General features: G+C 44.5%; 20 protein-coding genes. 12 read left to right on the top strand and 8 right to left on the bottom strand.

Annotation, left to right across the window (positions count from 1 at the left end; genetic code table 11):
• Positions 1–34 precede the first annotated feature (34 nt).
• The 8 genes from hrpB to BB427_RS19525 all read left to right on the top strand — a co-directional run bounded on the left by hrpB (position 35) and on the right by BB427_RS19525 (position 11,787).
• On the top strand, positions 35–2,545 hold the full coding sequence (gene hrpB / locus BB427_RS19560) for an ATP-dependent helicase HrpB (protein ID WP_069022689.1): 2,511 nt from the start codon (positions 35–37) through the stop codon (positions 2,543–2,545).
• A gap of 76 nt (positions 2,546–2,621) precedes the next feature.
• Positions 2,622–3,419 (top strand): MBL fold metallo-hydrolase, encoded by a 798-nt coding sequence (locus tag BB427_RS19555; RefSeq protein WP_069022687.1) that lies wholly within the window; start codon positions 2,622–2,624, stop codon positions 3,417–3,419.
• Positions 3,420–3,447: 28 nt separating this feature from the next.
• On the top strand, positions 3,448–4,557 hold the full coding sequence (locus BB427_RS19550) for a hypothetical protein (protein WP_069022685.1): 1,110 nt from the start codon (positions 3,448–3,450) through the stop codon (positions 4,555–4,557).
• A gap of 174 nt (positions 4,558–4,731) precedes the next feature.
• On the top strand, positions 4,732–5,988 hold the full coding sequence (locus BB427_RS19545) for an efflux RND transporter periplasmic adaptor subunit (RefSeq protein ID WP_069022684.1): 1,257 nt from the start codon (positions 4,732–4,734) through the stop codon (positions 5,986–5,988).
• 11 nt (positions 5,989–5,999) lie between these two features.
• Positions 6,000–6,722 (top strand): ABC transporter ATP-binding protein, encoded by a 723-nt coding sequence (locus tag BB427_RS19540; RefSeq protein ID WP_069022682.1) that lies wholly within the window; start codon positions 6,000–6,002, stop codon positions 6,720–6,722.
• Positions 6,722–9,148, top strand: a complete 2,427-nt coding sequence (locus BB427_RS19535; protein ID WP_069022680.1) for an ABC transporter permease — start codon at positions 6,722–6,724, stop codon at positions 9,146–9,148. Before BB427_RS19540 ends, BB427_RS19535 begins: the two co-directional genes overlap by 1 nt.
• 40 nt (positions 9,149–9,188) lie before the next feature.
• On the top strand, positions 9,189–10,523 hold the full coding sequence (locus BB427_RS19530; protein WP_069022678.1) for a sigma-54-dependent transcriptional regulator: 1,335 nt from the start codon (positions 9,189–9,191) through the stop codon (positions 10,521–10,523).
• Positions 10,516–11,787: a sensor histidine kinase gene (locus tag BB427_RS19525; protein WP_069022676.1), complete on the top strand. Its 1,272-nt coding sequence runs from the start codon at positions 10,516–10,518 to the stop codon at positions 11,785–11,787. The genes BB427_RS19530 and BB427_RS19525 overlap by 8 nt, the downstream gene beginning before the upstream one ends.
• Before the next feature lie 43 nt (positions 11,788–11,830).
• Here BB427_RS19525 and BB427_RS19520 read toward each other — a convergent pair whose 3' ends face one another.
• Positions 11,831–13,285 carry a hypothetical protein gene (locus BB427_RS19520; RefSeq protein WP_069022674.1) on the bottom strand — a complete coding sequence of 485 codons (1,455 nt, stop codon included), beginning with the start codon at positions 13,283–13,285 and terminating at the stop codon, positions 11,831–11,833.
• Between the two features lie 237 nt (positions 13,286–13,522).
• On the opposite strand from BB427_RS19520, the gene BB427_RS19515 reads away from it, so the two are divergent.
• From BB427_RS19515 to BB427_RS19505, 3 genes are all read left to right on the top strand, one after another.
• A complete protein-coding gene (locus BB427_RS19515) occupies positions 13,523–14,896 on the top strand; it encodes an MATE family efflux transporter (RefSeq protein WP_069022672.1) in 1,374 nt (457 codons plus the stop codon).
• The gene (locus tag BB427_RS19510) at positions 14,880–15,845 is read left to right on the top strand and encodes an AraC family transcriptional regulator (protein ID WP_069022670.1); all 966 of its coding nucleotides are present in this window, start codon (positions 14,880–14,882) and stop codon (positions 15,843–15,845) included. The genes BB427_RS19515 and BB427_RS19510 overlap by 17 nt, the downstream gene beginning before the upstream one ends.
• A 103-nt stretch (positions 15,846–15,948) precedes the next feature.
• On the top strand, positions 15,949–16,359 hold the full coding sequence (locus tag BB427_RS19505) for a GNAT family N-acetyltransferase (RefSeq protein WP_239652617.1): 411 nt from the start codon (positions 15,949–15,951) through the stop codon (positions 16,357–16,359).
• Here BB427_RS19505 and BB427_RS19500 read toward each other — a convergent pair.
• Positions 16,356–16,808, bottom strand: coding sequence for a HugZ family pyridoxamine 5'-phosphate oxidase (locus BB427_RS19500; protein WP_039491160.1), 453 nt, complete (start codon positions 16,806–16,808; stop codon positions 16,356–16,358). The two genes, BB427_RS19505 and BB427_RS19500, sit on opposite strands and share 4 nt — an antisense overlap.
• A gap of 198 nt (positions 16,809–17,006) precedes the next feature.
• On the opposite strand from BB427_RS19500, the gene BB427_RS19495 reads away from it, so the two are divergent.
• On the top strand, positions 17,007–19,031 hold the full coding sequence (locus BB427_RS19495; protein WP_069022668.1) for a methyl-accepting chemotaxis protein: 2,025 nt from the start codon (positions 17,007–17,009) through the stop codon (positions 19,029–19,031).
• 15 nt (positions 19,032–19,046) lie between these two features.
• Here the strand turns inward: BB427_RS19495 and BB427_RS19490 are convergent, their stop codons facing one another.
• The 6 genes from BB427_RS19490 to BB427_RS19465 form a co-directional block, all read right to left on the bottom strand.
• A complete protein-coding gene (locus BB427_RS19490) occupies positions 19,047–19,436 on the bottom strand; it encodes a YbaN family protein (protein ID WP_069022666.1) in 390 nt (129 codons plus the stop codon).
• Complete coding sequence (locus tag BB427_RS19485) at positions 19,433–20,023, bottom strand: biliverdin-producing heme oxygenase (RefSeq protein ID WP_069022664.1); 591 nt, start codon at positions 20,021–20,023, stop codon at positions 19,433–19,435. Before BB427_RS19485 ends, BB427_RS19490 begins: the two co-directional genes overlap by 4 nt.
• Positions 20,024–20,090: 67 nt before the next feature.
• Positions 20,091–22,814 (bottom strand): TonB-dependent receptor, encoded by a 2,724-nt coding sequence (locus BB427_RS19480; protein ID WP_069022662.1) that lies wholly within the window; start codon positions 22,812–22,814, stop codon positions 20,091–20,093.
• 84 nt (positions 22,815–22,898) lie between these two features.
• Positions 22,899–23,864: a FecR family protein gene (locus tag BB427_RS19475; RefSeq protein WP_069022660.1), complete on the bottom strand. Its 966-nt coding sequence runs from the start codon at positions 23,862–23,864 to the stop codon at positions 22,899–22,901.
• 10 nt (positions 23,865–23,874) lie between these two features.
• Positions 23,875–24,345: a sigma-70 family RNA polymerase sigma factor gene (locus BB427_RS19470; RefSeq protein WP_045988377.1), complete on the bottom strand. Its 471-nt coding sequence runs from the start codon at positions 24,343–24,345 to the stop codon at positions 23,875–23,877.
• Between the two features lie 209 nt (positions 24,346–24,554).
• Positions 24,555–25,757, bottom strand: coding sequence for an iron-containing alcohol dehydrogenase (locus BB427_RS19465; RefSeq protein ID WP_069022658.1), 1,203 nt, complete (start codon positions 25,755–25,757; stop codon positions 24,555–24,557).
• Positions 25,758–25,781: the final 24 nt, after the last annotated feature.

Genomic DNA, 25,781 nt, shown 5'->3' with positions numbered 1-25,781 from the left:
ATTGAGCAAGATAGAATAATAAAGCGTTATAGTTTTGCTGCCGATTGAAGCCTTCATCCCCGAGATTATTTCCACCTTAACCAATGATAAACGTCTGGTATTACAGGCCGAACCCGGCGCAGGTAAATCGACCTTAGTGCCGCTACGTTTACTGCAAGCTGATATTTTTTCAGGTAAAAAAATAATTATGCTTGAGCCACGTCGTGTGGCGGCAAAATCTATTGCAACCTATTTAGCCAAACAGCTGGGAGAATCGGTCGGCGAGCGAGTCGGTTATCAAATTCGAAACGAGCAACGTGTTTCATCCAACACCCGCTTGGAAATCGTCACCGAAGGCGTATTGACTCGCCGTCTTCAAGCGAATCCCGAACTCAGTGATGTTGCACTTATTATTTTCGATGAATTTCATGAGCGTTCGATTCATGCGGATTTAGCTTTAATGCTCTCGTTTGAAGTGCAACAAGCATATCGCGATGACCTCAAATTGCTAGTGATGTCCGCCACCATAGACACTGAGCTATTATCGAATTATCTGGATGGTGCACCAAGGTTATCTTGCCCTGGTAAAACCTATCCTGTTGAAATTGAATATATCAGTAAAGCGAGTCGTTACTTGGCAGATCAGGTGTTAAGTGCGCTGCGCCATGCTTTCACTCTACAAAGCGATGGCGATGTATTGGTATTTCTCCCCGGGCAGGCTGATATTCAGCGCTGCATTCAGGCGTGCCAAGAGCTTGAACAAAGTAATGTTGAGCTTCTACCTTTGTACGGCGGATTACCCTTATCTGCACAAGAAAAGGTGCTCAGTAAAAGCGCCAGTGCATCAAGACGTGTTATTTTTTCGACCAATATTGCTGAGACCAGTTTGACTATAGCCGGGATCACTATGGTTATAGATTCTGGCCTTGAAAAACGCTTGAATTATGACGTTAAAAGCGGTCTCTCGCGGCTCGATACGGTGATGATCTCAAAGGCGTCAGCAACACAACGTGCAGGGCGTGCGGGTCGTCTACAAGCGGGCCATTGTTTACGTCTTTGGCGCGAAAGTGAGCATCATAATTTAAGTGATTTTCAGCCAGAAGAAATAACCACCACTGACCTTTCTGACTTAGCGTTAGAGCTAAGCGCGTGGGGAGTGACACAATACAAGGACGCGAATTGGCTAACACCGCCACCGATGCAACATTTTTCGGTGGCCTGTCAATTGAATCAGTCGCTTGGCTTGGTCGATGCACAGAATAAAGTGTTAAGTGCTGGGCAACGTGCACTACAACTAGGTGTTTCGCCTCGTCTTGCCAGCATGCTGCTGCGATGTGAGACGCTAATTTCGCAACAACTAGCTTGTTTTTTGGCGGCAATATTGAGCGAGCGCGATATTGTAGTACAAGCCAACACAAGCGATATATGTGAGCGAGTATTGGCGTTGATTGAGTTTGTGCAAGACCGTACCCGTGCCGCCAAAGCATATCGCTTGCACAGAGCTGCCACAGAGCAGGCCGTAAAATTGGCCAAATCATTTGCACACAAACTGGGAATTAGTCTCAAGAGTGAAGCAATCAACCTTGTAGATATTCAAACCTTAGTGCCCACTTTATTGCTCCATGCCTTTCCCGACAGAGCTGCGCAAAAACGTCCTCAAGGGGATAACCGCTACTTGCTTGCGAATGGCCGGGGAGTAACATTACGTGACGGCGATCCGCTGCAAGGTCAGGCCTATTTGATTGTTTGTGATGTGGATGGCAAAAATAAAGATGGCTTGGTATTTCTATGCTGCGCAATCGAAAAGAGCACATTACTTGAGCAGCTAGCGCCATATTTGAGTGAGGTGGTGCAGTATCAACTGGATAGTAAAAAAGAGGCGATTCAGGGCCGGCAACAAGTTAAATATCATGCTCTGGTATTAAAAGAGCAAAACCTGAGTCAGATCCCCAAAGAAGCGTTTGCCCAATGTGTGAAGGATATTCTCACATCGGAAGGACTTGGTTTGCTCAATTGGTCCGCAAAAAGTCACGCTTGGCTCGCTCGAGCTAAATGGTTAAGTGAGCACTTGAATACCTTCCCACAGATATCTGAGGCAAGTTTGATAGCGCAGCTTGATACTTGGTTATTGCCCTATTTGACGGGCGTAAATACTATCAGACAACTGAAGCAACTGGATATTTTTAACCTGCTTCAAGCGACACTCACTTGGGAGCAGCAACAGCAACTCGAGGCGCAAGCACCTGAGTTTTATGTTACGCCAAGCGATAAGCGAGTCGCGATCCGCTACGATGAGCACCAAGGGCCAACCGTTTCTGTGGTGTTACAAGAAATGTTTGGTCAATTGACGTCGCCAACGCTCGCCAATGGTCAAGTCGCAGTGCGATTTGAGCTGTTATCTCCAGCGAAAAGGCCAATCCAAACCACCAGTGATTTAAGCAACTTTTGGCAAACTTCTTATTTTGAGGTGGCCAAAGAAATGCGTGGTCGATATCCAAAACACCGATGGTCAGATAAACCGCTTGAGGAAAAGCCCGGCCGCTCCATAAAACCGAGAGGAAAGTAGGCTGGTGGAGCAATAGGCTTGTAAAGAAGTCATAATGGCTATAACGTGAACAGTCTAATGTAGAAAGGAGTGTGAAATGCGGTCTATTACGGGGTTCATCTTATTGGGCTTAATTGTTGTTCAGCCAACTTATAGCGGTGAGTTTGAAGTGCTTTATCAATCTGACACAGCAAAAGTCGTTAGAGATAAAAGTTATGGCACAAACGTTGGGATCTTTGCAACGAAAAGGGGAGTGGTGGTCATTGATCCCACAGTTGAAGATACGGATTTGCCAAAGCTCAATGATTTGATACAGAATAGCTTTCAGACCGAGAAAAAATACCTGCTAAACACACATAGTCATTCGGATCATACTGGCGGTAATGCTTTTTTCCAACAGCAAGGTTTTACACTTATTGAGAGCCCGCAAGGGTTAAAGGAGCTTGGGGTGATAAAGCATACTCAAGCCGTTTCACATACCGCCAATGACAACATTCTCTATCACCCCACGAGCAATACTTTGTTTACCGGAGACATTTACACCACAAACTGGCATCCAACATTTTATGCTGGGGGCTTAACGGGTTTTAATAAAGCGGTCGATTTGATTTTGTCGATTGGCGATCAAAATACGCTGATTGTGCCAGGTCATGGCAAACCCACATCGAAAAGTGAACTCGAACAACATAGAATTCAAACATTCGCTTGGGTTGAGCGGGTGAAGATTTTGAATCAGGCGGGTAAGTCGGTTGAGCAAATAAAGAACGATGCTAAGATCAAGCGCTTATTAGCGCAGTTTAATCTTGAAGGGCGACAACCCTTTCTTCCAGAGCGGGCGCTTACCCGCTTCATTGAGCGCACTATCACTGTGCTAGGGCAAGCAAACAAAGCTTGATAAAAACTGCTAAAAGGCTGAGGCTGATATGCAAACAAAAAGTGGAAAAATAGCTTTATATTTTCTGTTGGTCATCCTTGTGGTGATAAGTTGGTTGCCAGAATTTAATACTGCCATGATGACCTTTATTGATGATGCGCTGCTACAATCTTCGCTCGTCTATGCTTCAGCACGTACAGTAAATGGCGCTATTTCTTTGTTGCAATCTGCCGAGGTTGGGATTGGTGTTGCAAGCATTCAGCCTGCGCAGCTACTCGACCCTATCAATGATTTAGCTGAATACATTTCTGATGTGATGCAACTAGCCATTGGCTCTTTGTTTATACAACGAATTCTCTACACCATTTCTACTCATGTATTGTTTAGTGTCGCTTTTACCGTCACTGTAATTGGATATTTCGTGTGCTGCTATCTAGGGCTTTGGCAAACGGTTAGAACTAAAATATTAGCCACGATGCTATTGATCCGTTTTGTGGTTCCCTTTGTAATTCTATCGACGGGTCTCACTAGCCAACTGTTACTGGACCAAGAAATAAATAAACAAAGTGAAGTGGTGTCGAGCAGTGTTGACCTCTTTCAATCTCAAGCAACAAAGACCAGCACGCAAAGTGCAAAAATCAAGTCTCAAATCGTCAGTCAAAAGCAAAGCCATAGTGAGCAAATAGCGCTATTGACGAAACAACAGATCCGTCTTCATGGTGAAGCGACCGAGCTACATGCTGAAATTACCGCTTTGGAAGGTGATATTGAAGCGGCTCAAGCGAACCGAAGTTTATCCGAGTGGTTAACATTTACCAAAAGTGAAGAGGCAAAGCCACTGATTGAAAAGCAACAAAGGTTGGCCAGCGATAAAACAAAACTCGACACTCAAATAGCGCTTATCAATAGAGAAAAAGATCAACATCAACACGCAATCGAAAAGCTCAATGAGCAGCTTCACGGTAGCAATGAGGGGACGCTAAGCCGAGCAATTAAAGCGGTTTCTAGTGGTATTAGCGATATGCTCGACGCTGCTGAGTCACTCTTTATCGACTTCTTAAACGTGGTATCGCTTTTGGTACTGAAGTTAGTACTGATGCCGCTGTTATTTTTCTATTTGGCGAGTAAAACCTTTAAAGCAATTTGGCGAATTAAATAGGCTATCTGAGCCTGTTGTTCTTTGTTGAGCAGCAGGTTTCCCACAACTGATATTACACAGTCCCAAGTTAGGGAAAGTTCATACAGGCGAATTATTTTAACTTTATAAGAATCAATAGGTTAAATTTGGCCTAAATATCGTATTACCGTATAAAAATAATAACATGGTAATTCGATGGATATTCACACTAGCCTTGCCAAAACGGCTAAAAAGCCATTTCGTCGGTGGTGGCTGTTAACAATTCTTATTTTGCTTGCTGCAATGGGCGTATGGATTGTGCCTCACGACCAGCAAATAGATGCAAAAAAGCTTAAATTTTCCACCGTTCAATCCGGACCGATACAGTTTAGTGTTAAAGGTTATGGCCGATTACGCTCAAAGATCAGTAGAGAGATCACGACCGCATTTGCAGCGCAAGTTGAAACCGTACTGCATCTTCCAGGCAGCAGGGTAGCGCCAGACACCGTTATTTTACAGTTAACCAATCCTGAGTTAACTCAGCAACTCCACCGAGAAAGACTGGTACTCGCTAGGCAAAAAGCCAATGTTGAAGCGTTAAGGCTAAGCCAAGAAAGTGAGCGACTTGTATTGAAAGGGCAAAATACTCTACTCAGTAGTGAGCTTGAAAATGCCAAATTGCGAGAGCAGGCTGAGCGCCAACTAGTCACTCAAGGCATAGTTTCAAGCTTAGATCATCAGCGCTCAATCTTAACGGTCGCCCAGTTAAGCGAGCGAGTAAAGCTCGCTCAGCAGCAACTTAGCCAAACCAGTGCATTACATAAGCAAAGAATTGAGATTGAGCTAGAGCTATTAAAAGAATATGAGCTGAGCTATCAGGTTGCGCTTCAGGCGGTGGAGCAATTACAAGTCACTGCGGGGATCAGCGGCATGTTGCAGCAAGTACATGTCAGTCAAGGTCAAGCAATTACACGCGGGCAGGCGCTAGCCGTGGTGGGCAGTGAGCGAACTTTGGTAGCCGACTTACTGGTGCCAGAGCGAGAAGCAAGCGAGATTATCTTAGGTCAACGAGCAGTAGTAGACACCTTTGTTGGTCAGGTTGAGGCTAAGGTCAGCCGCATTGTGCCCATCGTACAAGACGGGCGTATTGCGATAGAACTGACATTACTTGGGGAGCTGCCAAGCAATGCTCGCCCACTTTTGACTGTTGAAGGGCAAATTTTTACAGCAAAAAAGACCGCCGCACTTTCACTGATTAAGCCACCGCGTGCAACTCCACTATCTCAGAGTCAATTATTTGTTTTAGATAAACAAAACAACATGCTTATCAAAAAAAGTTTTAAGTTTGGTAAACTAGCCGGCAATGCCATAGAAGTACTCGAAGGCGGTTTATCCGGTGAGCAAGTGGTGGTGTCAGAAATGTCTGATTACCAGCACCTAGAAAAAATAACAATTAAATCACTCAATCGGTAAAGGAAGAACAAATGGACAAGACAATTTTGGCATTACATCAAGTGAGCAAAGTGTTCTTTGGCGAGGATGTTGAAACTCACGCCATTAGTAACATTAACCTTGAAATTGAAAGGGGCGATTACGTTGCGATAACTGGTCCTTCAGGATCGGGAAAATCCACTCTATTGAGCATTCTTGGACTATTAGATGACATCACTTCAGGCAGCTATCGCATCCAAGATATAGAAACCAGTACGCTAGATGCAGACACGCAAGCAGAGCTGCGTAATTTGCATATCGGTTTTGTCTTTCAGTCATTTAATCTACTCGATGGGTTAACAGTATTTGATAATGTGGCTTTACCGCTTCAATATCGTGAGCCTGCGCTTGCGACTGACGAAATTGAGCGCCGTGTGATGGGCGCACTTAAGCAAGTTGAAATGTCTCACCGAGCAAAACATAAACCAAACCAACTATCTGGTGGGCAACAACAGCGAGTGGCTATTGCGCGTGCGCTTGCAGGCGAGCCAAGTATCTTATTAGTTGATGAACCAACTGGAAACCTCGACTCTAAAAATGGGGATGCGGTAATGGCCTTGCTGGGGGAGTTGAATAGGCAAGGCACAACCATTTGCATGGTGACACACGATATTCGCTATGCAGGTTATGCCAAGCGGCAAATTCAGCTTTTAGATGGTGTACAGGTTTCATCAAGCGTTGCAAAACGCGATAGTTGTACTGCGGAGGTGGTGTAATGGGGTTTTTGCAACTTCGGCGTCAATTAGGGCTGGCAATCAAAAGTTTGCTTCAAGTACCGAATTTTTGTATCACGTTAGTACTGACGTTGGCACTCGCGTTAAGCTGCTTTTTTGTCGCACTGAGTCTGTTTAGTGGCTTTTTTATTAAGCCGCTTGAGATTGAAAATGAATCGCGATTTGTGGTGGTAGAACAAAAAAACGTATACCAAGACAGGGCGTCTGAAGGGCTGCAAAGCTTTCAAAATATGCTGAACTGGTATCAGAGCCCCTCCATGTATAAAAAACGAGCTCTGATCAGTAGCTTCTCTGATGTGGTTGAAAATCTAGCTGGCAAGCCAAAGCTTACGCTGACTTTTGCAAGTTCGGATTATTTTAGTATGGTGAAAATGCCGCTAGCACTGGGGCGATACCTAACGCCGACGAAAAGCATTAGCCAGAAAAATCCAGAGGTCATTATTTCCTATCAACTTTGGCAACAATACTTCAATGGTGATGACAATGTGCTTGGGGAGAGTTTACGGATTGTTGGCAGACTGTACAGCATCGTCGGTGTTGCTGCACGTACGCATATTGATCCTTACTTTTTAAGTGAAGGAAATGGGGCGCTGTGGCTTAGTTTCTCTGAAGATGAGCGATTTTTTGGTGATCAGCGCGGCGAGTATCATCCGTGGAGTAGCAGGCTAAACAACTTGAAGTTACTGGCGATATTACCAGTCAATAGTGGTCAGGATATCCTCGCAGAGCAGCTATATCAAAATGTTCAACTGCACCAAAGCGAATGGAAATCGGCTGACGAAGCGTTACTTGATATTGAACCTATAGTGCGTTCGTACCGTGACGTAGAACTGGCGGGACATGACAAGCTTGCCATTATCGTGTTGTTGAGTGTGTCATGCTTGGTACTCATTGCAATTTTTAATGTGAGTAATTTGTTTATCTCTCGAGCTCACACCATCCAGCAGCAACTGGCCTTACAAGCTATGCTCGGTGCGAAGCGTAAGCTGTTGTTTCGTGGCATTTTACTAGAAGCGCTGTTATTGGTGTCAGGCGCTGTGCTGGTGGGGTTATTTATCGCCGCGTGGGAGCTGAGGTTAGTTAAATCGCTCACCAGTGGCTATTTGCCGCTGATTGATACCTTAACCCTAGATACCACTGTACTGCTCAGTGCTATCCTAACCGTACTGTTATTGGCTTTATTGTTTGCGTTTGTCACCTCACGCATGATTGATTTTAGCCAGCTTAAGCAAAGCATGCAGTCGTCAGGTAAAGGCAGCATAAAAGCGGTACGAATAGCGACGACAAAAACACTGGTTGCGGTACAGCTGTTTTTTACCACTGTGTTGGTGCTTGGGGCGACCTTGGTGCTATGTAAAAGCGCCGATACCTTGCTTAGACCGCTCGGAACAAAGTTGGACAATATGTATAGCGTGATGCTGCATATTCCCGCAGATCCCACTCCATTTCCCGCGCGTTACGCCAATATTGAAGGATTCAAACTCGCGTTGGCTAACATTCCAGGCGTGTTAGGCGTCGCCCATGGAGAAAGTCCATTACAAAGCGATGTCCCTGTGGTTGCTATGCAGGATATGGCGGGTGAATGGACACCGAGCATGGTTAGAGGTAACGTTGGGCCGGATTATTTTGCATTAACAGGGCTTGAGCTCGTTGCCGGGCGCACTTTTAGCGAAGCTGCAATTCGAGGTGAAAAGGAAGAGGCTATTATCTCTTCGGCTGCAGCACAGGCGTTAAAGCCGGGCGGTGATGTGATTGGTGAAACGTACTTTATCTTTAACCCAGATGTACCTGCTGAAATAGTCGGTATCTCAAAAAACTTCAATCACCCTAAACGTCACCATGAGCTTCAAGGTAAAACGGTTTGGCTACCCGCGCTGCCTTTGGGTTATCCATTTATGATAGAAATGGAACCGGGAGCATCACTTACTCGCGCTCAGATCCAAAATGCCATCAGCACCGTGAATGGTCAGGCGGGAATATGGCGTTTTTCAAACTTAACAAAGACATATCAGAGCATTACCTATTTGGAGCGCCTGACTTTACTGCTAAGCTTTGCGCTTTGTGGTTTTTGTTTGTTGTTATCTGGGGTGGGCATTTACGGTGTGCTTAACTACAGCTTTCAACAAAGACGCTACGAGTTTGGGATGCGAATGGCACTTGGTGCCAAACGACACCGCTTATATCGGTTGTTATTGTCAGATACCATCGCACCCATGCTGGTGGCGATGTTGGCTGCCATTATGGTTGTTGCGGGATTTTATATGAGTGTTTCGTCAGATTGGTTGTTGGCAAAATCTAGCTGGTTGCTTGTGGTGATTGTTACCATGTTGGCTTTTGCGTTAGCCACGGCAATTTACCCAATGAAACAGTTAATAAACTCGACACCAATGCGTGCATTAAAACATTAAAGTTTGGGCGTAAGCCCAAACAAAATATAAGTAGGAAGTGATGACGCCAGTTTTAATCATCGACGACAACCCTGACGTGCGAATGTCAGCCACCATAGTGCTACAAAGTCATGGTTTTATGAGTCTTGAAGCCGCACACCCAGATGAAGCCAAGGCTATGTTATCAGAGCAGTCCGTTGCGCTTATTTTGCTTGATATGAACTTCAATAGAGATACAACCTCAGGAAAAGAAGGGTTGCAATTTCTTAGTTGGTTGAGACAAGCGCAAATAAGTGTGCCTGTGGTTGTTATTACCGCGTGGGCCAAAGTTGAACTTGCGGTCCAAGCAATGCAGTTGGGCGCATGTGACCTCATTGAAAAACCTTGGCACAACCTGCGGCTGCTGAACACCGTTAGACGCTACACCAAAAGTGCTGAAGCACTATCGTCATCACATGAATCACACGCAGACAATAACGCAACCTCTCAGTTATTTCAGCAAGCTCAGCGCGTTGCAAAAACCAATGCCAACGTGCTTATTCTGGGAGAAAATGGCTGCGGAAAAAGTCAGTTGGCTAAATATATTCATGAGAAGAGCGGTCGCTCTGAGCACGCTTTTGTGAGCGTGAATATGGCCGCTATTCCAACGGAATTATTTGAAAGTGAGTTATTTGGCCATTGCAAAGGCGCATTCACCGATGCAAAAGCAAACCGCACTGGACGGTTTGAAATGGCTGAAAATGGCACTTTGTTTTTAGATGAAATCGGCAGTTTGCCGTTGTCACTTCAGGGCAAGCTATTACGCGTGCTCGAAACGGGTGAATATGAAGTCGTGGGAGATTCTGAAACGCGCCGCAGTAATGCGCGGATTGTTTCTGCCACTAATACGGATTTGTCAGAAGCGATTAACGCCGGGCAGTTTCGTCAGGACTTACTCTATCGCTTAAATACGGTGGTGCTAAGGGTGCCACCACTGAGAGCGAGATTAGCAGAGCTCCCAAGCTTAGCGGCCCATTTTTTAGCTAAACACACCCAGCGCCATGGTAATGATACTGGACGGGAGCGCTCGCTAACTGCTGCGGCGCTAGACAAATTATTGAGTTACAGTTGGCCTGGTAATATTCGTGAGCTATCTCATGTCATTGAACGAGCAGTGATCTTAGGACTTCAGCCTGAGATAACTGCGGATGATATTGAGCTTGAGGAAGGTATACCAGAGCAAGAGCTCCCACTTTTGAGCCTTGAAGAAGCCGAAAAACGCATGATTGTAAGAGCGATCCGCCATTTCGATGGCAATGTAGTGGCCGCAGGAGAGTTTTTGGGCTTGAGTAAATCTGCAATTTATCGACGCCTAGAAAAGCATGATATTAGCCCAAAGGCAGAGCTTGATGGCTAAGTTGGCATCACTTGAGCACAAGTTACTTGTTGGCTTTGCGATACCTATAATTACACTTGCTATGCTCGCGCTTGGGATGATCTACTATTTTGAGCTTACGCTGTTAAGTGCAATCACTTTGTTGCTCGGTGTGATGCTCCCCTCTGTATTCGCACTGAGCTACGGCTATCGGGCAGTAATGCAGGTGCTTGAAAGTTTGGCGGTCCAATTGGACGGTGTAACCAACGAAGAGTTTGGTGTATGGCAGTTAGCGCAGTACCGCAATGGCCGGGTTGAATTGCTCAAGGCCGAGCTCAAAGAAGCTGCCAAGCGATTACAGCAAAAGCGTCAAGAATATGGTCAGAATGAAGCTTTTGTATTTAATTTTATTAGCGAACTCACCCTGCCAATTGTGCTACTTGATGCGCATCATCATGTGTATTTTGCCAATCATGCCATGAATACCGTGTATCCAGAGCAGGTGTTACATGGTGCACATGTGAAAGCACTGGCGCTTCAGTATGTGGATGAACAATGGCAGCATACGCAGCACATCTCTCGATTTAGCATTGCAGCTCATAAACTATATCGGGGGCATCGGGTCTATCAATTACTAGTGTTTTTCTCAGTAGAGCAAGCGCTGCGAGATAATGAAAAGCAGGTATGGCAAAAGCTACTATCGGTACTCAATCATGAGGTGCGAAACACCTTAACTCCGGTCTACTCAATGGCGCAATCTCTACAACAAGATGGCAATATCATTTCACCCGAGATGCAGCAAACTATGCTCGGGGTAATAGAAAGTCGTGCAGCCCATTTACAGCAATTTGTCGCAAACTACGCACAAGTAGCGCAGCTTCCACCCGTTGATATGCAAAACATTGAGGTAGAGTTGCTGGTATCGCGCTGGCAAGCTTTATTTCCCGGTGTTGAGATAAAGGCGCTTAATAAGGGCTTGGTTTATTGTGATGAAGAACAGCTAACGCAGGCTATGATCAACCTTGTCAATAATGCTGAGCAAGCAAATCAATCTGCGGGGAATGATGGCATAACGCTAACCCTAGATAAACCAAAAAATTGGCGCTTTACCCTAGAAGATAATGGCGCTGGTATCGCCAATCCAGATAACCTTTTCGTACCATTTTATTCCACTAAACCAAATGGCTCAGGTATCGGCTTGGTGTTGAGCCGAGAGCTTATTCGTAATCAGCAAGGGGAGTTGCATTTAGCGAATTTACCGGACAATAAAGGGGCTCAAGCTGTGGTTACTTTGCTTTCGCGTTAATAATAAGTGGTGATAACTTGGTCGTTATCACCACTTGGCAGGTCTAGTCGTTGAGTGTTTTTTTAATGAACAAACCTGCCATAGAGATATCGGTAGAATGTGTCATGGGCGCATTCTCAAGTCCCACAGCGCTTAACACGCCATTTTGAATGGTTAAATCTTGGAAACTGGCGGAACGTGCTGTGCTAGTGGTTTCAACAGCAATATCGGCTAGGTTTTCAAGGTTGATTTTTCCAATAAACGCCTTGCTATGTTCGACCCAGCTATTTGTGTCCACTTGTACACCACCAGTATGGCCGTACACAAATAATGTACCGTTGCTGATCTTTACTCCACGTAGCACATCTTCTTTATCTAAGTCATACCAATAACGCTCAGCAGCCCTTTCACCATGGGAAATTTTTACTAAGCCAATATCCCATTCGCTTGAATATCTTGTTTTACCCGTTTTGCTGCGGCGTGCCGATACACCAACAAATACACTGTCTTGATGTACTTGAACATCCTCAACTAACGATGAGTCAGTATCACTGATAAATTGTTCATTGAGTTGTTCGCCGTCTACATTAAAGGTTTTTACAATCATGTGCATCGCACTTTGCTCTGTGTTATCGGGTATCGCATGGTTGGTTGAGAACTTATGATTGTAGGCAGGAATTGCATCAGTACTAATATTTTGCACTGTGTATAAAAATCCGTTCTCAGAGAGCGCCATTTCAATTGCTTCAGACGCACGCGAACTGTTAGCCCAGTAACGAATATCGATCAGCTTTTGCCACTTAAGTTGGAGGTTTACGTCGTATTTCGCAATCTTTTGACCTCCGTTGTTATAACTGACGTACAAGTTGTTGTCATGGCAGGAGAATTTTACATTATTAAAGCGCCACCATGTAATGCTAGTTTGCGTATATGGAATCTCGCTCAATGGATTGTCTGTCGGAATAATAGTGAATGGCTTTTTAAGCCAAGCACTCTTATCAGCTGGGATATCATATTTAACGTCCATTGATAACGCCTTCATTTCAGCACTTTGTAGCAAAGTACCAGAGCCATCGTAGCGTTCAAGTTGTACACTGAACTGATCAGTATCTTCACGTTTAAATCGGCCTATGACGTATTCTCCTGAGTCAAAAACACAGGCATCAACAAATCCTTCTTGCGTTTGTTCATATTGATAAGTTTGGCCATCTAGGTTCGTGATCGCATAAAAACCTTCTTTATTACCTAGCTCTTCAACACTTGATGTTTCTCCGAGCACTAATAGTTTGTTGTCTTTTAAGTTGAAGACGCGCTCCAAAGTCGTGGTGTAACCCAAGTCGCTCGAGTAAACATGATTGTTTTGGTCCAGTGCTGTGATATTGAGTTTGTTTTCTGTGGCAGTGGGTGGTGGCGTGACCGTTTTGGGTGGTGGTGCTTGGTCTTTTGAGTCAGTTGAAGAGCCACCGCAACCAGTTAGTAGGGTAATAGTTGCAACTGCAATAGTTAATCCTAAACGCATAGTAAAATCCTTTCAAAAGTGAATCAAAGAAGTAGAGGTTACAAAATATACTAACTTAGGAACAAAATAGAGTTGTAAAAGAATGTTATCTTAGCGGGATTTTTTGTTATGCCAGTTTTTGTGCGTCAATTTCATCAACTTCGCAATATTTGAATATTTATCTTTGTTTGGAATTTGTAACCTCTCCAGATAAGTAGTTTTACCTTGCCATGTTATGGCAACTGAGGATTAGTTTACATGAAAGATAAAAATCAATTAGGACTCGTGCAGCTCGCTGAGATGCCCATATTAGCGCTGTTTATTCGAACCTGTATTCCCATTTGTATCGGTTTACTCGTTGTGGGTTTATATGCCTTGGTCGACGGCTGGTTTATTAGTCGCTATGTGTCAGAGATGGCATTTGGCGCGGTGGCTATGGTTTACCCGCTGCAGGTGTTAATGATAGCGCTAACCGCTATGATATCTGCAGGCATGGCGGCCACTATGACAAGGTTAATCGGAGCAAAGCAAGTAGATAAAGCCGCGGAGGTTATCGGCCATGGACTGATAATTGGCGGTATAGTTAGCGTGGTATTCTTGGTACTTGGTTGGCTTTATCCACTTGAGCTCTTATCACTTTTGCAAGTGGAAGCGGTTTTTGTAAAGGATGCGCTTAGCTACATACAGCCGTTATATCTTTGTGCCATTACTGGAGTTTTATTACCTATTGTGGCTGATATGTTCCGTGGTCAGGGTAAACCGCAGTTGATGATGCTGTTGTTATTAGTCTCAGCTGTGCTCAATATACTACTTGATTATCTATTTATCGCGCAATTTGGCTTGGGGGTTGCAGGTGCGGCATATGCGACAATCGCAGCGCAATTGGGGGCATTGATTATTGCGCTTCAGCTCAAAAGAAAGCGTACTGACTTGCTTGCGGTTAAGGTGTGTTGGAAACCTTGTGCTTGGCTACCGATCCTCGCAATCGGGATGCCTATCTTGATCACGCAATTTTGCCTTGGCGTGCAAACTGCGGTGGTTAACTGGCAGCTGTTGTCTTTTGCAAACGAAAATTGGGTAGTCGCCCACGGCATGCTGGGACGTATTATTAATTTCGCAATTCTACCCGCGATTGCAATGTTGATCGCATTTCAAACTATTGTCGGCTATAACTTAGCGGCAGGACATAGTGGGCGAGTAAGAGCGTGTACGCGTGTTGCTTTTTTAGGTATGACAGGATTTGCGCTGTTATTGACGCTAGGGTTGATGGGATTGCCGAGGCTATGGCTGAGCCTGTTTACCGAAGCGAGTGAATTTCTCGAAATAGGAGAGCGTGTTTTTCGCTCAGCACTTTGGGGGATGCCGCTGTTTGGTGTGGTAATTTTAGCGTCTGGATTTTATCAAGCGAAAGGTGATGCCAAACGCGCTTGTTTTTACAGTGCCTTGAAGGTGATGTTTATTCTAGTTCCATTAATCGTTATTGCGCCACACTATTTTGGCTTAAATGGTGTATTTATGGCACTTGTGGGAGCTGATTTTATAGCGGCAGGGTTAACACTTATACTGTGTTGGCGACACTATCAACAAGCTAAGAGCCAATCGGGAGAGATACAGCTTGCATCAATCAACTGAGCAAAAGTTAAGCGCTGAAGAGGTATATTTAGGGCGGTTACAGCCTGTCATTGAATGGGTGCATAGCAATCCAAGTTCGCCGCTTTCGTTACAGCAAGCGGCGAGCCTGAGCCATTTTTCTAAGTTTCATTTCCAGCGCATTTTTGCAGCTGTGATTGGTGAGTCTTTGAGCCAGTACACTAATCGCGTGAGGTTGGAGCGCGCGGCCAATATGCTGTTGCTAGCCGAAGCGTACAGTGTGACAGATATTGCGCTACAGTTTGGTTTTTCTGGTAGCGCAAACTTTTCGCGAGCGTTTAAAGAGCACTTTGGTGTGACTCCCTCAAGTGTGCGAAAAACAGAACAACTACGTAAGCTGGTGGCAAACAATAACTTTGAGCCGGCCCTTAACACGACACAACTTACCCGGATACACGCATTAAGAGCTGAGCGACACAGAGTTATTCAGCCGATTAAACTACACTCTATTTCACAGCTACCCTTATGTACATTACGCGCGTCACAAGGCTACCAATTGCAAGGAATTAGCGCCTGTTGGCAGCAGCTTGCAGCGTGGGCTAGTGCACACGGACTGGATTATAGCCAAGTACAAAAGTTTGGTTTTGGTCATGATAATCCCGTTTTTACGCCACTAGATAAAGCGCGTTACGATGGCGCAATTGTGATTAACGATGAATTAAAATCTGCGGTGACTCGGCCATATCAACTCAATGTGCTCAGTGCGGGAATATACGCAATTTTTGACTACCGTGGAGCAATTAAAGACTTGTTGAGTTTCCAATTAGATATTTTCGCAAAGTGGCTGCCACAAAGCGGGTACGAGCCAGAAGATGCGCCCTTAATAGAACATTATCCTGAAGTAATTTCACAAGAACATGGAGGCTCGCCAAGTGAAAAGGTGATTGCGCTGGAAATTTGGTTAAAGGTCAAGCCGCTAAAATTCAAATAAAATTAAATTGTTAAAATACTTTATTGGTGTTTTTTTTAAACTTCACAATTCGCCCACAAACTTTAAGCATGATCAACCGTACACCAAGCGGGAGATTAGAAAAGTGGTTGAACTAGAGTTAATTCGAGTTGATAAATACAGCGAGCAGACTTTTACACATTTGCTAAAAGCGAGCCATTATCAAAAGCAAGTGGGCTCGTTTGAACTGTGTAGCGCAACCAATATCGCTTATCTTTTTTATGCAGATGGTAAGCTGGTTGGCTTTACCGTAATTGGTATTTCAAACCGCCGAGAGTTTGAAGTCTACGCGCTTTATATTACCCCTTCCGAGCGCAGAAAGCGTTACGCCACTGAGTTTATGACACACATTTGGTCGGTATACAAAGGTCGTTGGAAAGTACGTATGCAAGATAAGATTGAAAGTTCGTGCGGGTTCTGGCGCAAAACCTTGGCTGACATGACCAATCAATCGCTTGGACGAGAAAGCGAGTTTGAACACGCTTTTGCTGTTTAGTACCATTCCTGTTTTTCTAGCCAAAATGCACGGCCAAAACCGCCTACATATCGAACCCTAGCCACTTCAATTCGCCACAGGTGAAAATCACCGAGCATGGCATATTGCTGAGCTTTTTCGTGCTTTATTACGAATTGTGCAATCAGGCTTTCGCTATCCGCTCTTGGTAGTTTGTGTGCATGCCCAAGAATAGTAACTCGCGCATTTTCAACATCTTCAACCGCGCCATCACCAAGCACCATAAACGAAAGTGCCGGGTGCTTGGCTAAATTCTTGGTGTGCTGGGCGATATCACTAATAAAGAAGTAAAAGTGATTATCTTCAAGAAAAACATATTGAGCGATAGAAGAAAACGGAAAACCCTTTTGATTGTTAGAGAAGGTAGATAAAAATGCGCTCTTATGGCTTTGGCATAAGGCCTTTGCTTCGTTGATTGCGGTTTCTCTCATCTTGTTATGTGCTTAAATAATACAACTTCTAACTGCTATGATCGCTAAAACTAAAAATAAAATCAAAAACTAAGTAAGCAAAACCGCAAATTTGAAGCTACCTTTTTAAAAGGTATGTTGGTAATTTTTAGAGTATTTACTTGGTTTTTTATCTCGTTTGTAACATAGTTTGTTTACTCAAAATAGAGCAATGACATTATGCTAAGTAAACTAACAATAAAACAAAAAATTACTTTAGGCTTTAGTGCATTAGGCGTGCTACTACTACTTGCGTGCGTGCTTGCCTATTTAGCATTGGCGCAGATAAAGTCCGCTAATCAAAATATGGGGCAAGTCACTTTACCTATTCAGCGCAGTGCTGACGCCTTGCAGCTTGAGCAGCTTAAGCTCAGCAAATTGATTTCCCAAGCTTATACCCTCGAAAGCGAGCAAGATATTAATCGGGCTCGACAGCAATTTACCTCACAGCAGCAACTGTATGTTGAGCGCCAGCAGCACTTAACGTCATTGACGCAAGCCATGCCTGAATTTGTCACACCATTAAAGCAAACTCTGGCGCTGGGTGAGCAGCTCAGTCGTGCCGCAGAACAAATGTTGCAGGCTAAGGCAGACGTTGTACAGGCGCAGCAACGGATCCAATCTCAATATCAAGCACTTAAACGGGATAAAGAACAGGCCAGCAATGCCATGCTGGATCTTGAGTTAATCGAGACAGACAAAACACGGCAGTTGGAAGAAATGGTCGGGACCGGTGTTCGTATCGACGACATGTTGTTTACCTTGGAAAGCAACAGTCAGCGGATCAGCGGGTTAACGCTAGAGCAAGTAGAGCAACATCAGCAAGACATGCTGTTTTTGTTAGATAATATTGAAAACAACTTAACGTTTTTGAAGCGCCAAGCCTATGGTATGGATGCAGATGATTTGTTAAATCAGTTTAGTGAGGGTATGACTAAGCTCAGAGCAAAGCTGGGAGAGCCAGGTCATCTTTATGTTGCGGTACAAGAGAAACTGCGTCAGCAGCAGCAAGCTGCAATGTTATATAAGCAGTCAGAGCAACATGCGTTTGCCATTTTAACCGAGCTTGAGAAAATGCAGCAAAGCGCTAATGCGGCGTTTAATCGTTCTCAAAATAATGCTGAAACCCTTATCGAGCGAGCGCAAAATACCGCCATTTTATTGGTGATTGTCTTTATTGCTTTAGGTGCGTTTATCTCGGTTTCAACTAGCCGGGCAATGCTTGGGCCGTTGGCTGCGGTGAATAAAATGCTCAAATACCTTGCTGCTGGAGACTTTTCGAAGCAAATGAGTAAGCGCAGTGATGATGAATTTGGTCAGTTAATTGATAATATTAATCAGGTTAAAGACAATCTTCGTGCTTTGCTAGAGTCAATCAATAACCAAGTTCATGAGTTAGAAGGACTATCGGAGTCATCATTAAGCGAAAGCAAACAAATAGCCAATAATGCGACCGAGCAAATGCGCCGCATGGAGAATGCCAATCGCTTAGCGCAAAGTATTTCAGCTAGCGCTTTGGCGGTTTCCGAGCGCTCGTCAGATAGTCTCGCAAGTATCCATACCGCTAACCAGCGTAAAACCGAGGTCAGTAAATATACGCAAGACAACAAACAACATATTCTATCGCTCAGTACGCGCATGAGTGAAGCGGTAGAGAGTATGACCAAGTTGACCACACATAGCGAGAACATCGGCAGTATCTTGGATACCATTGTTTCTATCGCTGAGCAAACCAATTTGTTGGCGTTAAACGCAGCAATAGAGGCGGCCCGTGCTGGTGAGCAAGGAAGAGGGTTTGCAGTGGTTGCCGATGAGGTTAGAACGCTTGCGTCTAGGACGCAAGAGTCGACTAATGAAATTAACCAAATGATCGCAGCACTGAGACAGGATACACATACCGCCTCTGAGGCCATTAATTCCGGCCAACGTGATGTTGCCTCATGTGTTAAACAAAGTGAGGCACTTGCCAGTGCCATGGATGAAATTGCCAACGCTATTTTACAGGTTACGCAGTTGAGTGAAGAAGTCAGCCAAGCCGCTGATCACCAAGCGACGGATTGTCAGCAAATTGAGCAGGTGATGCTAGATGCACAAAGTACCGCAAACGACAACGCTCAGGCGATGCAAAGCTTGGCGAAAGGCAGCGAGTCGCTCAGTAGCTTCTCGCATCGTCTAGCAACACTGGTTGAGCGTTTTAAATTGTAAAAATGTAAATTGGTATTACACACGCTTTGATGGTCTGGAATAAATATAAGACATCACTGCAATCTTTATACTGCCAACTACACAGGCCAACCAAGCCACTGGTGAGAGCAAAATAAGTAAAGCATAACTTGCAGCCATGCCCACTGTTGCCATGATTTTGGCCTTAAGCGGAATAACCTTATATTGTTTCCATTCCGTTAATGAAGCGCCAAACCTTGGGTGATTTAGCAGCCACAAGGCAAGCTTAGGAGAAGCTTTTGAAAAGCACGCCAAAGCCAGAATAAAAAACACAGTGGTTGGCATGACGGGCAAAACAATACCAATAACACCGAGGGCTACAAATAGGTATCCGCATAGCAGTAGGGCTATTTTTTTATAGTTGGCTAAGGTGGCTTTAAACATCATGAATAAACGTGTGCCTGAAATGCTTGGAAACGGGTGAATGCCTGACGAGCACCTTCAATTAGCGCCTGTTCTTGCTGTTCGCTCAATTCAATTGCGTCAATGATTTGCACAAGCTCTCGCCAAGCGCTGCCGCGACCAGCTCCTGGGCCTGCTAAATATCTAGCGCCGTGCTGCGCATCAAAATTGAGCTTGGCCCCAACTTGTTTACCCAACATAGCCGCACCTACCTTTGAGCCCTCAACCACATACAGCCAGCCGAGCGCTTTGGCGAGGTCGGTATGATTGGTTACTTCTGGCATTAAGTAGGGAGTAGGGATGGTGGTTCCAAGGTCGATAAAGTCTTGTTCAAGCAAACCTAAGCGGCGGCGCGCGGCCAAATCAGGAATAAGCGCTAACAACTCTGGGTGTTCATAAAGGGCGCTCACATCTTTTAAAAAATAAAACTGTAGTCGTAAGAAATCGAGATAGTTTTGTGTATTGGCGAATGGGTTTTGCGCCATAATGGATTTGTCTACATTGTCGTGGGTATCTGCAGTTGCATGTTTTAAGTTTTGCGCTCGAGAAAGTGCAGAGGTAACAGTAGTCATTGATGCTCCAAGGTGATGTAAAAATATAGCGCTGTCTTTAAGCAAAAGTACAGCGCCTAAGTGTTGATTAAAGTTTGAGTTCTAAGCCAATTGAAATGGTCTGGCCAGGTTCAGGCATCGCAACGATCGAGCCGCTTGAAACTTTATACTGATCGGTCAAGTTGGTGATCGCTAGGTTGCCTTTGATGCTATCGCTAAAGATATAATCAAGGTAAAAGTCGAGCTGATAGCCTGCTGGAATATACTCAAGCGCAGTTACTCCAGTCCCTGCCAAAAAGCCGCCTGGGTGATGTTTCTCAGAGTGTTTTTTGTAGGTAAAACCCGTATCAATTGTGTCGTTAAAGAGTGTCGTACCAAGTGTAGCGATGTAGCTTTTTTCTGGCGGTACACGAAGTGGGGTTAAGCTGCCTGAAAAGCCCGTTGCGTTACAAGTCGCGGCGCCTTCAGCCTGTGCAATTAAACGTGAACACATTTCTACATTTGTGTACTTGGTGTAAGATAACTTGCTGTAAAATAAGTTGCTTTGGTAATGAATACCAAACTCCGTGCCGGGTAGTTCAAACTTGTCGTAGTTGGTAAAGGTAAATGTTTGTTCCCATGAAGGTGCATCAAGTTTAGGTAAAAAGCCAGTGGCTAGCATGTCTTCAATATGGGTGTAGAAGTACTCCGCAGAGATAATTAGCTTATCCCCGTGACTGAGTAAGTTGCTAAAGTCACTCTCAAAGCCAATATCATACGATTTCGTTTTTTCAGGGGTGATCGGATAGTCACTAGAGTAAGAAAATACCTCATTGGAAACCGTTGTTTCGTACAGGTTTGGCATTCGATACGCGTTGCTGTATTTGGCTTTAATAACTGTATTATCAAGCAATTGGTAATTTGCTTGTACAGTCACATCTGCTTTGGCATCAAAGGTAAGCTTTTCACCTGTTTGATAGTCCTCGTTTACCGAGTCATGAAGGTTTACGTTCAGTGCAAGCTCTACCGGGGCAAGATCGATAGTGGCATTAGCAAATAATGCACGTTTTGTTTGCTTACCGTGTCGCGAAGTGGCTTTTAAATTGAAGTCAGCAGGGTACCAGTCTCGATTAAAATTGTCTTTCCAGTCTTTATGAGGGCTTAATTTTTCAACCTGCCAAGATAGGCCATACGTCAAAGTAATTGGTGTACTGGCCAGCGATAATGCGGAGGTATTGAATGCACTTATCCCATGACGCTTATTATTATAACGGTGAAAGTATTGTCCAGCATTTGGCCCTAGGTTGCTACCAAGGGCATTATATTGCTGTAACCTCGCGCTGGTGCGCCAAACGTTAACACTAAGGTCGACTAATGAGTTATTACTCGGTAAAAAGCGGTATAGGGCACTGGCACTGTTTACCAGAGCAGACCCTGGAGCCCATTGCGGCATGGTTTCAACGCCTTCTGGAATTTTTTCAGACATCCATTGTTCTTGGCCATTTTCATCGATCACTTGCCAAACCTTGGTGTCACCGGCTCTTTGCTTGTACCAATAGGTGGCCAGCATTTCTCCCGCTTCTTGCTTGTGAAAACGTGTATTCACCTCTAACGATTGCTCGTCCGTAAATGCGTAGGTCAGTTTGGCTAGGTATGAGTCGCTTTCAAAGCTCGTATTGACGACTTCGCCATTTTGGTTAACCGGTGGAGGTATTAGCTTTACTTCATCGATCAGCTCATACTGACCTTCTTGCTCAGTCGAAGGTACCCAACGTACGTACTCCACGGTTTTAACAAAGTCGCTAAAGCTATTTTTACCAGCAAAGTAGTTACCAACCTTTTTCTTACTGTAAGCGAGTACCGCTTGTAAGTTATCCTGTTGATAAGCGGCCGCTAGTGTAAATCCACCACCCGCAAAGTCGAGTGTGTCATTGTGGTTGCTGATTTCATAATACTCTTGTAGAGCAAAGCTCTCTGGTACTTCAGGTGTTCTATTATTGTTGTGCGTATTTACTTTAACTAAAGCGCCGAGATTTTGACCGTCTTGGAGAATATCTTGCGTGCCTAAGGTACGGATATTGACTGTTCCGCCGATTGCGCCTGAGCCAAAAGGTGATGCTTTGGCCGATGCGCCTTTTTCGACATTTACTGAGCTTATCAAGTTTGAGTCGATATAGGTTCTGTCAGACGAACCCATATAGCCTCGGTTTGTGTGCGTTGATTGCAAACTTCCGTCGATGAAAATCGGCACTCGGCCTTCGCCTTGCACGCCACGAATACCGATATCAAGTGCGCCTGCTTCGTTTCGAATATTGTTTGCCTCTACACCAGAAAACGTTGAGAAGATATCCGAGTTAGATAAACCCTTGGTTCGAGCAATCTGTTCACGATTAAGATTGAGTTTATCGCCTTTGACAGTGATGACTTCAATATTATCTTGCGGATTTGGTGTTTGCTTGTGCTTAGCCTGAGTGTTATTGGATTTGCTTTTTATTGGCGCTGACCCGTTAATCGCCGCTTTAATAATAATGTTATTGTCGATAATACTCGCCGTTAGCGGGCTGCCTTTCAATGTACGCTCTAGCGCCTCGGTTAAACTTACCTCTCCTTTAAGTGCTGGGGCTTGCAGGCCATTTAAGAGTTTCGCATCGGCAATTAGATTCATACTCGCAACCTCAGCTACCTGCGTTAAGGTATGGCTAATAGGTTGCTGCGCAAGATTAAATTGATATATAGCAACTTGACTCTGCGCGGTTGCAGGCAGGCTCAGGCTAAGCCCGAGTGCAAATGCTAAGGGGGTGAGTCTTGTGTTTAAAACAGAGCGAGTTCTCATTGTGATGCGTCCAAAATAAATTACCTAAGATGAAAACGAATGAGAATGAGAACTCCTCAATAAAAAATTGAATATTTTATCTTGTTATCGAGAATTAACTATAACTATATGATTATTAGACTCTTTAACCTCTACAGGGAGAACCTGTGGAAGTAAGTTTAAAAAGCTTTCGAGCTCTGATGCTAAAAAAGTACCCGAAATAACCAATTGCTCAGTTGATTGAGTGCTTAAGGTGTAACTTATCGCATGATGTCGTTTAAATTCCTCAAATACTTCGTTGAGTGGTGCATTGTCGAACACGAGTCGTCCTTGCTTAAACGCATCGACGAGATTGAGGTTTGGGCCAAACTCAGTCTTAACAATACCGTCACCGCCCACAACCGCCATTTGACCTTTTGTCAGCGTTATTTGCTGATGTTGGCTTTGCACGTTTACACGGCCATGAGCCACCACAATGCGAACGCTATCGGCTTTTTTATCGACTGAAAAGCGGGTGCCTAATACGGTAATCTTTGTGCTGCCGGCACTGATCACAAATGGTCGGCTTTTGTCACTGGCAACGTCAAACAATACGCGTCCACTGAGTAGCTTATTACGGCGCCGATTGCCATCAAAATCAATAGCGAGGGACGTTTTTGCATCTAAGGTCAGTTGCGAGTTATCGGGCAGTGAGATAGTGCGTAATTCGCCTCGAGGTGACTGATAGCTGGCGTGAAAGGTGTCTTTGTTTACTTGAAAGAACCACGTTTGATAACCAACGAAACTCAACGCAAAAAGTGCAAAGCATGCAGCAATGGCGAAGTACCGCTGAGTTGTCTTTGATTTAAGCTTAGAGTGTGTAACTGGGTTCTCTAATTGTGCAATGTCTTGCTCTGAAAATTGCGATAACAGTTGCTCAACCTGTTTACTTTCTTGATAGGCTGTTTGGTGCGCACGGCTTTCACCAAGCCAGCGATTGAGCGCTTGTTGCTGCACTTTATTGAGCCCTTGCCCTTCGAGTTCCAGCCAGTGGTTCACTTGCTGTTGTATTGATACATTATGACGGTCCATTGCGATTCTCTTATTGTTTTTGTAATGCGTTACGGCAAGCGAGCATGGCCGTTGCCAAGTGTTTTTCGACCATGCTGATAGATATCCCCATTTGCTCTGCTATTTGTGGCTGGCTTAAGTTTTTAAATTTATAGAGCACAAATGCTTGCTTGGTTTTTAGAGGTAAGGAGTCGATACTTCGATTAAGTAATGCCAGTTGTTGTTGACTTGCAAGCTTAGCCTCGGGCTCATAATAACTTGGCGCGACTAATTCGAAGTCGTCGGGCTCAGCAACGGTTTGATTTTTGCGATACTGATCAATCACAATGTTTTTCGCGGCTTTAAAAAATAGTGCGCGCTCTTGCGTGTTATCCTGCTTTGGATTGCTGTTTTTATAACTTAGTATTCGGGTATACGCCTCTTGGACTATATTTTGAGCCTTATCTTTGCACCCCACTGAACGAGCGATATAACTTAATACTTCTGAGTAATAACGTTCCAAAATACACCAGTTTGCTTTTCAAAAGTCGCGCATACTAGCATTAATTTTTGTTATTGAGAATTGTTTTTATTTGCGTTTATTGGTTTTAAACTGTTCGTTAATAGATTTTATATTTTTAGTGCTTTTACTTAATGTTTTATTGTAAGGTTATGAAAAAAATTAGCTTTATTTTAAATTGCTTTGATTCCAAACACTAAGCGCAGTGCTTATTAAGGCGTAGGAGCGATACCTTTTATAATGCGCTGGCAGGCGCTGGGATCCATAAAATGGGGCACCGGATAATCCGGATGTGCTTCTTTTAGCGCCAGCTCTGCGAGTAGTGCAGCATCATCAGGAAGTACTTCGGCGAGTGTGGTTTGGATATGTAAATCAAGCAGTAAGCGCTCAATGTGCTCTAAAAGATCATCTGCTTGGCGCTCGACGGGATAGTCTAACGAGGTTAATCCGCAGTATCTGGCGATGAGCGCAAGTTGCTGGTTAATGCGCTCGCCATACCAGGTTAGCACGGGCATGAGTAACACCGCATTGGCAAGCCCGTGCGGCGTACCATATTGAGCGCTCAATTGGTGTGAAATTGCATGCACGTAGCCGACAGAGGTTCTGGTAAAAGCTTGTCCTGCGTAATGGGAAGCGAGTAGTAGCTGTGTTCTTGCTTCTAAGTTTTGTGGGTCTTGTTGTGCTTTGGGTAAATATTCAAAGATGGCTCTACAGGCCTCAAGAGCACGTTCGCGGCTAAACTTAAGACAGTTAATGCTCAGTAGTGCCTCAATGGCGTGGGTTAGTGCATCAATTGCCGTAGTCGCGGTGATATGTGCGGGCATACTTGTAGTTAATTCAGGTAATAATACGGCATGGTGCGGCACTAAACAAAAATCAGTCGCGGCATATTTGGCGTGATTGCTAGGATCGTTAACAACGGCGGCAACGGTGGTCTCCGAGCCGGTTCCTGCTGTTGTTGGGATCGCGATATTCGGCGGTAGGCGTTTTAAGACTTTAAACAACCCTTTGAGTTTAGTCACCGGTTTGTTCGGCTTGACAGCCCGAGCACCGATCAGCTTGCCCGTGTCGAGTACCGAGCCACCGCCAAGCGCGATAATTGCTTTACACTGATGCTGTTGGTAGACCTTTAGACCATCTTCAACGTTTGTTATGGTTGGGTTGGGTAAAACATCTGCGTAATAATGCGTGACTAACTCTGACTCACGTAGTGTGTTTTCCACAATCTGATGCAAGTTGAGTTTGAGCAGCACTTGGTCGGTCACGACTAAGACGTTATCTCCACTTTTTAACCCCAGCGCCTCAATGGCGTCTAACAACCCCGTTTTTCCCTGATGTAATTTGGGGTTCGGGATCCCGATAAAAATAACAATGCACTTTAGGGCAAAGTGGTAAATACGGTAAAACCAACTCATTGTGATCCGTCTAATTTTGTTTTT

Source organism: Pseudoalteromonas sp. BMB (assembly GCF_001709235.1).
GTDB classification, from domain to species: Bacteria; Pseudomonadota; Gammaproteobacteria; order Enterobacterales; family Alteromonadaceae; genus Pseudoalteromonas; species Pseudoalteromonas maricaloris.
Note: the sequence above shows the minus strand (reverse complement) of the source record. Positions and strands in the feature narration are given on the sequence as shown.

Excerpts from the sequence above, each read along its gene's own strand:
- BB427_RS19555 (WP_069022687.1), top strand. The coding sequence starts at position 2,622 with ATGCGGTCTATTACGGGGTTCATCTTATTGGGCTTAATTGTTGTTCAG.
- BB427_RS19550 (WP_069022685.1), top strand. The coding sequence starts at position 3,448 with ATGCAAACAAAAAGTGGAAAAATAGCTTTATATTTTCTGTTGGTCATC.
- BB427_RS19545 (WP_069022684.1), top strand. The coding sequence starts at position 4,732 with ATGGATATTCACACTAGCCTTGCCAAAACGGCTAAAAAGCCATTTCGT.
- BB427_RS19540 (WP_069022682.1), top strand. The coding sequence starts at position 6,000 with ATGGACAAGACAATTTTGGCATTACATCAAGTGAGCAAAGTGTTCTTT.
- BB427_RS19535 (WP_069022680.1), top strand. The coding sequence starts at position 6,722 with ATGGGGTTTTTGCAACTTCGGCGTCAATTAGGGCTGGCAATCAAAAGT.
- BB427_RS19530 (WP_069022678.1), top strand. The coding sequence starts at position 9,189 with ATGACGCCAGTTTTAATCATCGACGACAACCCTGACGTGCGAATGTCA.
- BB427_RS19525 (WP_069022676.1), top strand. The coding sequence starts at position 10,516 with ATGGCTAAGTTGGCATCACTTGAGCACAAGTTACTTGTTGGCTTTGCG.
- BB427_RS19520 (WP_069022674.1), bottom strand. The coding sequence starts at position 13,285 with ATGCGTTTAGGATTAACTATTGCAGTTGCAACTATTACCCTACTAACT.
- BB427_RS19515 (WP_069022672.1), top strand. The coding sequence starts at position 13,523 with ATGAAAGATAAAAATCAATTAGGACTCGTGCAGCTCGCTGAGATGCCC.
- BB427_RS19500 (WP_039491160.1), bottom strand. The coding sequence starts at position 16,808 with ATGAGAGAAACCGCAATCAACGAAGCAAAGGCCTTATGCCAAAGCCAT.
- BB427_RS19495 (WP_069022668.1), top strand. The coding sequence starts at position 17,007 with ATGCTAAGTAAACTAACAATAAAACAAAAAATTACTTTAGGCTTTAGT.
- BB427_RS19490 (WP_069022666.1), bottom strand. The coding sequence starts at position 19,436 with ATGATGTTTAAAGCCACCTTAGCCAACTATAAAAAAATAGCCCTACTG.
- BB427_RS19485 (WP_069022664.1), bottom strand. The coding sequence starts at position 20,023 with ATGACTACTGTTACCTCTGCACTTTCTCGAGCGCAAAACTTAAAACAT.
- BB427_RS19480 (WP_069022662.1), bottom strand. The coding sequence starts at position 22,814 with ATGAGAACTCGCTCTGTTTTAAACACAAGACTCACCCCCTTAGCATTT.
- BB427_RS19475 (WP_069022660.1), bottom strand. The coding sequence starts at position 23,864 with ATGGACCGTCATAATGTATCAATACAACAGCAAGTGAACCACTGGCTG.
- BB427_RS19465 (WP_069022658.1), bottom strand. The coding sequence starts at position 25,757 with ATGAGTTGGTTTTACCGTATTTACCACTTTGCCCTAAAGTGCATTGTT.